We start from the raw sequence: 12,699 nt of genomic DNA on the forward strand, positions 1-12,699 counted from the left end.
GCCATCACAAATATTAAAATAAAAAAATGACAGTACTAATTGAGTAAATTATTTTCTTAAAAATTTCTCATCAACACTTTTAAGAATCTGCAAAGACTCCACCACAAGAGGTCACACGCACTACTTATAGATGTAAACAAATTGATATAAATAAATCAGAGATACAACAAACTACAGCTGCTAGGCAAGCGAACCAGTAAGCAGCCGTAGGCAGAACACCCCAGTGTTGCTCCAGCACGAAGGGGATAGAAAATTAAAATTATCGCTAACGAAATTATCCAAGACCCAACTTGGACCAAATCTCGTCGACTTTTTTAACTACCATCGGGTCTCTTTCAATAGGATTGCCCCATTCTCTATCAGTTTCACCCTGCCACTTATTAGTGGCATCAAAACCAACTTTGGATCCCAAGCCCGATACTGGGGAAGCAAAATCCAGATAATCAATCGGAGTATTTTCTACCATTACGGTATCCCGAGCTGGATCCATGCGGGTTGTCATAGCCCAAATAACATCATTCCAATCTCGCGCATTTACATCATCATCTGTGACGATAACAAACTTGGTGTACATAAATTGGCGCAGGAAAGACCAGACCCCCATCATCACCCTTTTTGCATGGCCGGGGTACTGTTTCTTCATGGTCACCACGGCGAGCCGATAAGAACAACCTTCAGGAGGTAGATAGAAATCGACAATTTCCGGGAACTGCTTCTGTAAAATCGGCACGAACACTTCATTGAGAGCCTCACCCAAGATCGCGGGCTCATCCGGTGGCCGTCCGGTATAAGTGCTGTGATAGATTGGGTCCTTGCGATGAGTAATTTTCTCAACAGTGAAGACAGGAAAGCTATCTATCTCATTGTAATAGCCGGTATGGTCTCCATATGGCCCTTCATCGGCCATATCATCGGGATAAATGAATCCCTCCAACACATACTCTGCACTGGCAGGAACTTGTAAATCACTGAGCAGTGCATTGGTTACTTCAGTTTTATCACCACGCAACAGGCCGGCAAATGCATATTCAGACAGTGTATCCGGTACTGGAGTAACAGCCCCCAGAATGGTGGCGGGATCTGCGCCCAGTGCTACAGCAACGGGATACGGTTGGCCGGGATGTTTTTTACACCAGTCGCGAAAATCAAGTGCACCGCCACGATGACTGAGCCAGCGCATAATCAAGCGGTTTTTACCAATCAGCTGCATTCGGTAAATACCTAAATTTTGGCGCTTCTTCTCTGGTCCACGAGTTATCACCAAGGGCCAGGTCACCAGGGGCGCTGCATCTCCTGGCCAGCAAGTTTGAACGGGCAGCTTGTTGAGGTCCACCTGCTCTTGATCCAGCACAACCTGCTGGCAGACTGCTCCCTTGACCACTTTTGGCCCCATATTCAGAACCTGCTTGAAAACTGGCAGTTTTTCCCAGGCATCCCGCAAATTTTCCGGAGGCTGTGGCTCTTTAAGAAAGGCCAGCAGTTCACCGACCTCACGCAATTCACCGATATTCTCACGCCCCATTCCCAGAGCTACCCGCTCGGTAGTACCAAACAAGTTTGCAAGTACAGGGGTTTCAAAGCCTACTGGATTTTCAAAAAGTAGGGCCGGACCGCCACTGCGCAACACGCGGTCTGCAATTTCCGTCATCTCGAGAATCGGATCTACAGGGTGCTGAATCCGCCTCAATAGGCCCCGCTTTTCCAACAGCTTGATAAAGTCGCGCAGGTCTTTGTATTTCATGGATTACCGGACGATGAAAATAAACTAACGCGCAGTGTAAAACAGAAAAGACAAAATGGGGAATGGCGCCCTGGTCAGGGTGCTTAAAATAAGGGGGGAGAGTCGACCCGCAAGCGCTAAGCTGCGGGCCGAAAAAATCTTAAGCTTGTCGCAAGCTTAGAAGCGGGGGCGGCGCGGACGATCTTCGCGGGGCTTAGCTTCGTTAACACGGATGTTACGGCCGGACAGTGGCTGGTCGTTCATCTCTTCGATTGCTTTACGCGCTTCATCGTCGTTAGGCATTTCTACGAAACCGAAGCCTTTAGAGCGGCCAGTCTCACGGTCGGTGATTACAGTAGCCCGAGAGATCTCTCCGAATGCGCCGAAAGCTTCGTGCAGGTCGTCAGAGGTTACCGCGTAGGCCAGATTTCCAATATAGATATTCACAAAAGGTTCTCACTAGATGTGTGGGCTGTCGTGCAGTCACAAATGAATAACCAGCTCCACCAGATTATTCATTTGAGATTGGCCCTTTAACGGAGTATCTCCTGAGCCAATTCGGTCGGGCGCCGCTTAATAAAATTCATACCCAGCGCCACGATGTGGAACTTTATATGCCTAATAGCTCGCCTTTTCAACATTAATCAGCGCAAATAATCGCCTTATTCAATCCAGAATATAAAAGGCGCCTGAATCGGCGCCTTTTATATACAAAAATTATTTCCGTTTCATGGACAGGAAGAATTCGTCATTTGTCTTGAAATCTTTCAACTTATCCACTAGGAATTCCGTTGCTGCTACATCTTCCATATCGTGTAACAGTTTACGCAAAATCCATACCCGCTGTAATTCGCCCTCTGGCATTAGCAACTCTTCGCGGCGGGTACCGGAACGTCGTACATTAATGGCCGGGTATACACGCTTTTCAGCGATCTTACGATCAAGCTGCAATTCCATGTTACCAGTACCTTTAAACTCCTCGAAAATCACTTCGTCCATCTTCGAGCCAGTATCAATTAGTGCAGTAGCAATAATAGACAGACTTCCGCCTTCTTCAATATTCCGTGCAGCACCAAAGAAACGCTTGGGCCTCTCCAGGGCATGGGCATCCACACCACCGGTCAGTACCTTGCCAGAACTGGGTACGGTGGTGTTATACGCACGTGCCAGACGAGTAATAGAATCCAGTAAAATAACCACATCTTTCTTGTGCTCCACCAGGCGCTTGGCTTTTTCAATCACCATTTCAGCAACCTGGACGTGACGAGCAGGCGGCTCATCAAAAGTAGATGCAACCACTTCGCCGCGAACAGAACGCTGCATCTCAGTCACCTCTTCCGGGCGCTCATCAATCAACAGCACGATCAGGTGACATTCGGGGTTATTGCGAGTTATGGCTTGCGCCATATTTTGCAGCATGATGGTTTTACCGGCTTTTGGGGGAGCCACGATCAACCCACGCTGCCCTTTACCAATCGGGGCCACTAAATCAATAATTCGGCCAATAAGGTCTTCGGAAGAGCCATTACCGCATTCCAGACCGAGACGTTCGTTAGGGAAAAGGGGAGTAAGGTTTTCGAAAAGAATTTTATTACGGGCGTTTTCGGGTTTGTCGAAATTAATTTCGTTAACCTTTAAAAGAGCGAAATATCTCTCACCCTCTTTTGGTGGGCGAATCTTTCCGGAAATTGAGTCACCCGTACGCAAATTAAAACGGCGAATCTGGCTAGGGGAAACGTATATATCATCCGGTCCCGCAAGATAAGAGGAATCAGCAGAACGCAAAAATCCAAAACCGTCCTGAAGGATTTCCAATACGCCATCGCCGTAAATATCTTCACCGCTTTTGGCGTGGCGCTTAAGAATATTGAAAATAATATCTTGTTTGCGCGACCGAGCCAGGTTTTCCAGGCCCATACCTTTGGCTATTTCAATCAACTCTTCAATGGGTTTGGTTTTTAATTCGGAGAGATTCATACCAATTGCTTATTAAGGTTTCTGTTGTCATTTGGCGCGGACACGCCGGAAATTATTTTGGGGAGGGGTTTGAAAATCAGAGATTTGCTCGTTTATTTGCCCAGTACACTTAGGCACCCGTACCTATCAAAAGCGTAATACCTATCAAGCTTTGGCTCTACATAATCAAAAGGCAGAGCACTACCAATTAAGCTCAATTCGAGGAATATACACGCCGGGAATGGTCAGGGACCCTGTGGAGGGGCGTTATCTTCAGCTGGTCGTCACTGGATTCACAGCTGACTGAACTATTACAGAATTACAGCCAGTATAACGGGTGTTTCCCATCCTGCAAAGAAATTTACCCTCTTCACAGGATGGAGCGGCAGGATTACAGCTGGCTATCGATAAACTCAGTCAGCTGGGCGCGAGACAGAGCACCAACCTTGGTACCTTCCACGTTACCACCTTTGAACAACAGCAGGGTAGGAATACCGCGCACATTGTATTTAGCCGGGGTTTCCTTGTTTGCATCCACATCGACTTTGACAATCTTCAGCTTTTCGCCGTAGTGACCCGCCAGATCATCCAGAACCGGAGCGATCATTTTGCACGGACCGCACCATTGAGCCCAAAAGTCCACCAGCACCGGACCTTCGGCTTTGAGAACCTCAGCTTCGAACTCGGCGTCAGTTACATTGATGATTGCGTGCTCGCTCATATTGCTTTCCTGTTCTTTAGTTACACAATGCGGTGCCACCGCGGACGCATCATCTCACGATGGGGGCTATGAGAGTACAGCCAAAATGCGCCATTGAACGCGTAGATTGGGGCGCAGGTGCACTTTTCAAGTCCCCTGGGCTCACGGCTGTTCCAGAAAGCGCTGCAGAATCTCATCAAGATAGTCGAAGCCAAAAGCACTGGCGGCAATACGTTGCTCCAGCGGCTGAACCAGATCCATCGCCAGCAAGGTCGGCCATTGTCGCTGTAAAGTCTCCAGGGCCAGGCCGGTATAGTACGCAAAAGTGCCTTTCGGCACCCCGCCGGCTAGGCGCAGGGTGTTCATCAGGAACTCCAGAGGCAAATCGGCCTTTTCTATTGCATCGGCATGGGGCGCTGCCAGCTCCCTGTGCAACAACTCGCTCCCCGAAGCTGCAAAATTCATGTAATCCCGCGGCGTACGTGTGCGCCGACTGCGCAGGATTCGACCTTCATGAGGCAGGGTGACCTTGCCGTGAGCACCTGCACCTATACCTAGATAATCCCCAAACGACCAGTAATTGATGTTGTGGCGAGATTCCAAACCGCGCCCACTATAAGCAGATATCTCATAGCGAAGGTAACCTTCTGCAGCGAGAAACTCGCGCCCGCTACTCTGTATGCTGGCAATCAGCTGTGAACCAGGTGTGGACGGTGGAGCACTGTAGAAGGCGGTGTTCGGCTCAATCGTAAGCTGGTACCAGGAAATATGTTCCGGTCCCAGGGACACAGCACGGCGCAGATCCTCCAGTGCCTCATCTTCCGTCTGCCCTGGCAGGCCGTGCATCAGGTCCAGGTTGATATTGTCAAAACCGGCCCTGCGCGCCATAGACAGGGCGCCGGCAGCCTCATCACCACTGTGGATGCGGCCCAGGTTATGCAACTGCGTGCTATTGAAGCTCTGCACCCCGATCGACAAGCGATTGATACCTGCCCTACGGTAGCCGTTGAATTTTGCCTGCTCAAAAGTACCGGGATTGGCTTCCAGGGTAATCTCTATGCCTTCGGCAAAGCCCACCAGCTCTGCAGCCATAGCCACAATTTCCCCGATAGCATTTGCGGAAAATAAGCTTGGCGTGCCGCCGCCAAAAAAAATCGATTGCAGCTTACGCCCCTGAACCCAAGGCAGTTGACTTAACAAATCTCGCCGCAGCTGAGCCACATACTCCTCTTGCGGAAGGGCATAGGCAGTGTCTGTGTGATCCCTCGCAGCCTGGTGGGAATTGAAGTCACAATAGGGGCATTTGCGTATACACCAGGGAATATGCACATACAGGCTGAGAGGCGGCAGCTGCAATAACCCACTGTTATCATTCAAGATCGGCACCCGTCATCTGCTCGCGCCACATAGCCTCAAACAGCCCTACAGCCCGAGCGCGATGGCTCAATCGGTTTTTTACCTCTCGCGGTAACTGAGCGGAAGTCATGCCCTCTGAAGCTACATAGAAAAGCGGATCGTAACCAAAGCCCTGATCTCCCATGGGCGTCTCCAGTATGCGCCCACGCCACTGGGCGCTACACACTAATGGCACCGGATCGTCATAGCTACGTACGAAAGCCAGGGCACAATGAAAACTCGCACTGCGAGCCGATGCTTCAATCCCCCGCAAAGCATCAAGCAACTTACTGTTATTGCGCTCATCATTCGCCCCTTCACCGGAATAGCGCGCAGAGTAAATCCCAGGAGCGCCGCCCAAGGCATCTACCGCTAAGCCGGAATCGTCAGCCAGCGCGGGCAAACCGCTGATGCGGCTAGCATGACGGGCCTTGATCAAAGCATTTTCGATAAAGCTCAGCCCAGTCTCCTCGGCGTCTTCCACACCAAACTCCGATTGGGGCAGAACCTGAATATCCCAAGTACTGAAAAGCTGCGAGAACTCTCGTAGTTTGCCGGCGTTGCCGCTGGCTAAGACAATTTTTTTTAGCATGTTGCATCAACTAAAAAGCGGGCCGAGGCCCGCATCGATTCACAATCAAATGAAAGGTGCGCCACCGCGTCTAGATACAAACAAAACGCTGAAGCGGTTAAGGCCTTTCCAGTTTGCGGCGGAAAGTAATCCTCTCCTTTTTACCATTGGGTAAGGTGACATCCACATTGAAGGTAAGGGTCTCTTCATTCTCAAAGCGCAACGGCGCCAAGTAGTAAACCGCATTGCCGTCGCGGATCTCTTTAAACTTCAATGGGCGCGATTGCTGGATCAGATTGGTTGCATTGCCGGTCAGCTCTGCACCAAGGCCCCGGGTACCACCATCTTTCTTTACCACCGAGACATTGACATAAGCGCGGTCCCTGGCTCGCGCCAGCTGATACTTCTGGGCGATATCAGGCTGGATAAAGTCGCTGTTGAACACAGAATAAACTACCCGGTAGTCACCAAAATCCTCATAGTTCTTTATGATACGGGCCTCTTGCGCAACGGCACCGGCGGTCATAAAAAGCAGGGCCAGAGTGGCGGCTGCGGCAAGGATGCGTTTCACGCTTCACCTCCAATTGTTATGAGCACCACCTATTGAGTTGGCGGGCGCTGGACTGCGACGGCGGGCCACTATCTGTGCGCCACCCACCAAAAGCTGCGATCTGCCCCGAACCAAGGACAAAAACTTGGCGCAAATATTAGTTTAGCGAGTTAGGTGATATATCGCTGTCTCACCAAATAAATTTGGTAAAAAGTCTTTGAAAGTCACACCAATTTTCGACTCGGATACTACCTGGCGGTGTAAAATAGTCCAGTCGTTCTGTTTGCACAGCACTTCAAAGTCACGGAAAGTACAAAAGTGAATATTGGGCGTGTCGTACCACTCAAAAGGTAATAGATCCGAAACTGGCATTCGTCCGGAAAACGCCAGGTGCCAGCGTGCCCTCCACTGCCCGAAATTGGGGAAAGTGATAATACAGTCGCGCCCCACCCGTAACATCTCCCGTACAACCTCGTGCGGATGCCTCAGGGTCTGCAGAGCCTGTGTCATGACCACTGCGTCGAAACTACCGTCAGCAAAGTTACCGAGCCCCGTATCCAGGTTCTGCTCAACTACATTAACGCCACGCTCCACACACAATTCTATTTGTTCCGGGTCAATCTCCAAGCCATAGCCAATAACATTCTTATTTTTCCCCAGCTGCTCCAGCAGTGCACCGTCACCGCAGCCCAGGTCCAGAACACGACTATTGGGCGCTATCCAGTCCTGGATAACATCGAGATCAATACGCATAGCGCCCCTCCTCTATTATCTCAGCGGCCACTCGTTGCATATATGCGCGGAAGATCCCCTCATAGCGTTCGTTTGGCAGCAGGAATGCATCATGCCCCATAGCGGACTCAATTTCGGCATAGCTTACCGAAACGTTAGCGTGCATCAGAGCATTGACGATCTCCCGAGAGCGATCGGGGGCAAAACGCCAATCGGAGGTGAAGGCAACCAACAGGAAGCGACAACTGGCATTGGCAAATGCCGCCACCGGATCATCTTTGTACTCCCGCGCAAGATCAAAATAATCCAGCGCACGGGTCATCAGGATGTAGGTATTGGGGTCAAAGCTGCTGGAGAAGCTATCGCCCTGATAGCGCAGGTAACTCTGGATTTGGAATTCCACCTCCTCATCAGAACCCGGCTGAAAACTGCCAGTGCGCAATTCGCGCCCAAATTTATTGGCCAGTCCATCATCGGAAAGATAAGTAATGTGACCGATCATACGCGCCACAGCCAGACCACGCCGCGGTAATTTCTCCCTCTCAAGGTAACGCCCACCACAGAAGTCCGGGTCAGAGGTAATAGCCTGACGTGCAGTTTCATTAAAAGCGATGTTCTGGGCTGAGAGTTTCATAGCTGAAGCAATCACCACACAATGGCGCAGTCGCTCTGGGTACTCCAATGCCCAGCGCATAGCCTGCATTCCACCCAGGCTGCCACCGATGACCGCTGCCCACTGCTCAATACCCAATAGATCCGCCAAACGCGCTTGGCTGTGAACCCAATCACGTACTCTCATTGGGGGAAAATCCGGTCCCCAGGGCTTGCCTGTGGTCGGGTTGATAGAAACCGGGCCGGTAGAACCGTGGCAACCACCCAGGTTATTCAGGGAGACCACAAAGAATTTGCTGGTATCAATAGGCTTACCAGGGCCAATATAGTGGTCCCACCAGCCCGCCCGCTTGTCATCAGGGCTGTGCCTACCAGCAGCGTGGTGATGGCCTGATAGGGCATGGCAAATCAAAATCGCATTGCTTCTATCAGTGTTTAGTGTTCCGTAAGTCTCGTAGACCAGGGTGTAGCCTTGTAATACACGCCCACAGGCAAGCTGTAATGGCTCAGTAAATTCTTGTTTCTTGGGCGTAACAAGGCCTACTGAGTCCGCATCAGCGGTATTCTGGCACTCTCTGGAAGCGGTGGGGTTTTCCGTAGACAAAGTGTTTATATCTGTCGGGTTATTTGGCGGTTGGCAAATGCTGATGCCTCAAGTGTACGGGAGCGCCGCGACTTATGACAATCACTGTAACCGCCAATTAAGCCTCCACTCCAACTCAACTCGAGAGGGAGGCCTTCAGTGGTGTGACATTATGAGCCCGAGGTGCAGGAGCCAACGGCTGCGGTGCAGAGCTGCTATGGCGCAGCAATTCTTCAAGTGCCGTCAACGCACGATCGTTGCGCAGTACTTCATCTTCAAGCGTGCGCAGATCGGTGCGCCTACTGCGGGTCTTCTGCTTCAACTCGGTAAGCTTAATCAGGTGGCGATTGAGCAGGTGTTTCTGGTACTGAACATGTTGTTTCAACGGCTCAAGGGCCTGCTCCAGCCAGCTTTCCGCAGCAACTCCCATTTGGTTGTAGAGGCGCCCCACCTCACTGGCAAGGGTGGTTATAAATCGCTCACTAAGGCGATTGCGTCGAGCAAGCAATAACTGTGGAGAGCGGCGCAGCTGGGCCGCCTGACGATGTAAACCACGCAGGGTGGCACGGAATTTCCGGACGGTGAAATACTGCTCGACGCTGTCGACCTTCTTCAGGCTGGAACGCTCAAAAACCGCATCGAGTAACCGATTTGCCTGGTCTACCTCCCGCTCCAGGTTGGCGAGTTGGTGATCGACACCTTCCATGAAAGTGTCGATAGCCTTAGCCAGCCCCATAGGTGTCCAACTTTTGTGCAGCGCTTTGCTGGTGTCATCAATCAGTTGCTGCAGCTGCTGAGTGGAAATTGGCGCCAAAAGGGACGTACTCTGCCGCATCAACATGCGCTGGCTGGACTTTAGAGTAAGCAGTTCGTGGTGGCAGAGCTTGTGCTGCTCCTTCACGGTCTGCTGCAGCTGGCCCAGTTCTGCCAACTGCTCCTCGGTGCTGGCACTATTGCGCTGTAAGTGTACCAATGCGGCACGGCCGCTATTAAGGCGGCGCTTGAGGAGATCGCGGGTGTCCGCCATCAGCGTAAGGGCCTGGTGCAATGAGCGATGCTCTGCCACTTTTTGGCGGTGCTCCAACAGGCGCTGCACCAGCAGCTTTTCAAAATCGCCAAACCGGCTGTTACGCAACAAGTTCAGATCCTGCTGCTGGCGCGCAAGTAATGCCATTTTCGCCGAGACACCAGCAACGCTTTCCTGTGGTACAGACAACAGTTTTGCCACCTGGGCACTCATACGCCGAAGTAGCAGTTCCGCGTCCTCATCGGGATCATCCCAAAGTACATCGACCTTATTCAACAGCGCCATCACTGCAGTGCCGCGGTGATCGCGCAGCGGAGCCAGGTGGGTCTCCCACATATTCATATCGGTGCCACTGACGCCGGCATCCGCGGCCAATAGAAAGGCCACAGCCTGGGCGCTGGGCAGTGTACTCAATGTCAGTTCCGGCTCGTTGCCGAGAGCGTTGAGCCCCGGCGTATCGATAATACGCAACCCCTGGTCAAGCAGAGGATGTGGCAGACAGATCAATGCATAACGCCAGGCGGGGATCTCTACCAAGTTGCCTTTATCATCCAAGTGGCGACGATCAAAGCCGTAACGCGCAGCTTCTTCAGGCAACACTGATTTGGTCGCAGCCACCTTCAATAACGCCGTGCGAGTAGCCTCGGGATCATTGGCATCGAACTCGTGGGTAATCCACTTCTGCGGAATCCGGCGAAAACTCTCCAGGCTGGTATTGGTAGCGAGGGTCTCTATAGGCAACAGTCGCAGACTGGCACGCTCGCTGCCATCACTGAAAATTTCCGTAGGGCACATTGTGGTGCGGCCAGGTTTAGATGGCAGCAGCCTCTGGCTGTAGGTCTGTGATAGCAGAGCATTAATCAGCTCGGTCTTGCCACGGGAAAACTCACCGACCAATACAAGGGTAAATTGATCATCGGTGAGTAAAGCACGTGCCTGCTGGACAACCTGGCAAGCACCGGCTGAGTTTGGGAAATGTTGCTGTAACCACTGGTTGAACTGGGCAAACTGGCGGTCCAGGTTTTTCTTCCAACGGTCGTAATCGGAGATGTGCTGGCGAAGGAGTGCGTCTTCCATTTCACGGTGTTCTTGTTATCTATACCCTGCAGACAAGACCCCAACACTCCGAATGCGAGTATTGGGATGGTCAACCTTAAGTATAAGAGTCTAACACCGCGCCAAATGCGATCCAGTGCGCGCGCCGCAAGAAAACTTGCGACATCACCACTTAAAATCCGGGGATATGCCAGAAAAGGCTGTAGACGAAAGCTGGCATATTTGCCATTTGTGCAAAACCAAACAGCAATTTGTCTGCCACTGTCAGCAGGATAAACACGAAGATCGGGCTGATATCAATCACCCCCAAAGGCGGTATCAGGCGGCGTATCGGCGCACAAAATGGTTCGAGCAACTGACGTAACAACATCAAAGCAGGGTGGCCACTATGGGGCGCGATCCAGCTAAACACGATCGAAATCAACATTCCTACAAAAACAACCGCAATCACCGTCGCTACACAGCCGATCAGAGACCAAAGCAGTGCACTCAAAGGATTAAATAGGCCATAGCCGGCGAACAGGCCACAAACCAAAATCATCACCAACCCCACCAGAAGTGCCAAAACCAGCGAGGCCATGTCCACACCGAGAAACCCCGGCACCACCTTGCGCAGTGGTAATAACAGCGGATTGGTAATTTTCACGATGCCCTGGGAAATTGGATTGTAAAAATCTGCGCGGGCCAACTGAAGCAAAAAGCGCATCAAAACCACAAACAGGAACAGGATACCGAGGGTTGCCACCAGGAAGACCCCGATATTGCTGAAGGTATTTGCCATCGAAAAGTTCCAAAAATTTGAGTGAATTACAGCGCTCCATACGCCGCTTTTAATTTATTTTTACCTAGCGGTCCAGCTCCCTGGCCATTTCTGCAGCGCGCTCGGCACAATCACGCATTGCATCCGCTACCAGCTGGGGAAGGCCGCCCTGCTCAAAGCGCTGTACCGCACGCTCTGTGGTACCGCCCGGCGACATTACGTTACGCTTCAATTGGGCCACATCCACATCGCTGACCATGGCCAGTTTGGCGGCGCCCAGGGCAGTTTGCAACACGAGGCGCTCCGCATCAGCACGGGCAAAGCCACTGGCAGATGATGCATCAATCATGGCTTCCATAAATTGAAAAAAGTATGCTGGGGCAGATCCTGCAACGGCGATAATCTGATCAATTCCCTCCTCTTGCTCCACCCACAGGGAAATACCCACTGCATTGACGATACGCTCGGTAATAGCGCGGTGTTCTGCGGTCACCGCCGCATCGGCGTAAAGACCAGTGACCCCTGCCTGAACCAACGCTGGAGTATTTGGCATAGCACGCACAATTGGCAGGTGCTCACCTAGCCAGCGTTGATAGGCAGCCAGGGGTATACCGGCAGCCAGAGTAATCACCAGGGGATTGCGTCTAGTCAGATGCGGACGCAGATCCATGCACAAATCGCGCATGACCTGGGGTTTAACTGACAGCACGATAACATCGGCTTCATCAATTGCAGCGATGTTATCATCGTGCGCGACAACGCCATGGCGTTTGGCAAACGACTCCAACTTGAGAGGATCGCGCCCAGTAGCAACAACCTTTTCCGTCGGATAGCCAGCCGCGAGCAGGCCGCCGATCACCGCTCCAGCCATATTGCCGGCGCCGCCGATAAAAACGATTTTGGGATTTTTTACAGTCACTCGGATTACCTCGGCGAGCACTCGGCTCAGCTGCTGTGAATTTCAGTCGCTATTTTCCCCAGCGGGGATTTCGTTAATATGTGGTCACTCAATTCCAATAACAAGAGAAACGCGCCTC

General features: G+C 51.6%; 12 protein-coding genes. All 12 read right to left on the bottom strand.

All coding sequences use genetic code 11. From position 1 onward, the window contains the following. Nucleotides 1-274: 274 nt before the first annotated feature. On the bottom strand, nt 275-1,741 hold the full coding sequence (ubiD, locus tag G367_RS0113470; RefSeq protein WP_020413663.1) for a 4-hydroxy-3-polyprenylbenzoate decarboxylase: 1,467 nt from the start codon (nt 1,739-1,741) through the stop codon (nt 275-277). Between the two features lie 156 nt (nt 1,742-1,897). Further along, on the bottom strand, nt 1,898-2,167 hold the full coding sequence (locus tag G367_RS0113480; RefSeq protein ID WP_020413665.1) for an RNA-binding regulator: 270 nt from the start codon (nt 2,165-2,167) through the stop codon (nt 1,898-1,900). A gap of 270 nt (nt 2,168-2,437) precedes the next feature. Then, entirely contained in the window at nt 2,438-3,697 is a 1,260-nt protein-coding gene (gene rho, locus G367_RS0113485) for a transcription termination factor Rho (RefSeq protein ID WP_020413666.1), read from the bottom strand. Nucleotides 3,698-4,067: 370 nt separating this feature from the next. Further along, entirely contained in the window at nt 4,068-4,397 is a 330-nt protein-coding gene (gene trxA / locus G367_RS0113490; RefSeq protein WP_020413667.1) for a thioredoxin TrxA, read from the bottom strand. Between the two features lie 141 nt (nt 4,398-4,538). Continuing rightward, the gene (gene hemW / locus G367_RS0113495) at nt 4,539-5,762 is read right to left on the bottom strand and encodes a radical SAM family heme chaperone HemW (RefSeq protein ID WP_020413668.1); all 1,224 of its coding nucleotides are present in this window, start codon (nt 5,760-5,762) and stop codon (nt 4,539-4,541) included. Next, nucleotides 5,746-6,363, bottom strand: coding sequence for an RdgB/HAM1 family non-canonical purine NTP pyrophosphatase (gene rdgB, locus G367_RS0113500; protein ID WP_020413669.1), 618 nt, complete (start codon nt 6,361-6,363; stop codon nt 5,746-5,748). The genes hemW and rdgB overlap by 17 nt, the downstream gene beginning before the upstream one ends. Nucleotides 6,364-6,460: 97 nt before the next feature. Beyond that, entirely contained in the window at nt 6,461-6,913 is a 453-nt protein-coding gene (locus tag G367_RS0113505; RefSeq protein WP_020413670.1) for a DUF4426 domain-containing protein, read from the bottom strand. Nucleotides 6,914-7,054: 141 nt separating this feature from the next. Next, a complete protein-coding gene (gene metW / locus G367_RS0113510; protein ID WP_020413671.1) occupies nt 7,055-7,645 on the bottom strand; it encodes a methionine biosynthesis protein MetW in 591 nt (196 codons plus the stop codon). Further along, on the bottom strand, nt 7,635-8,840 hold the full coding sequence (gene metX / locus G367_RS0113515) for a homoserine O-succinyltransferase MetX (RefSeq protein WP_020413672.1): 1,206 nt from the start codon (nt 8,838-8,840) through the stop codon (nt 7,635-7,637). The genes metW and metX overlap by 11 nt, the downstream gene beginning before the upstream one ends. A gap of 115 nt (nt 8,841-8,955) precedes the next feature. Continuing rightward, on the bottom strand, nt 8,956-10,923 hold the full coding sequence (locus G367_RS0113520; protein WP_020413673.1) for a dynamin family protein: 1,968 nt from the start codon (nt 10,921-10,923) through the stop codon (nt 8,956-8,958). Nucleotides 10,924-11,074: 151 nt separating this feature from the next. Beyond that, entirely contained in the window at nt 11,075-11,683 is a 609-nt protein-coding gene (locus tag G367_RS0113525; RefSeq protein WP_020413674.1) for a YggT family protein, read from the bottom strand. A 64-nt stretch (nt 11,684-11,747) separates the two neighbouring features. Next, complete coding sequence (proC, locus tag G367_RS0113530) at nt 11,748-12,581, bottom strand: pyrroline-5-carboxylate reductase (protein WP_040628952.1); 834 nt, start codon at nt 12,579-12,581, stop codon at nt 11,748-11,750. Nucleotides 12,582-12,699 lie beyond the last annotated feature (118 nt).

The sequence above is a fragment of the Microbulbifer variabilis ATCC 700307 genome, from assembly GCF_000380565.1.
Classification (GTDB): domain Bacteria; phylum Pseudomonadota; class Gammaproteobacteria; order Pseudomonadales; family Cellvibrionaceae; genus Microbulbifer; species Microbulbifer variabilis.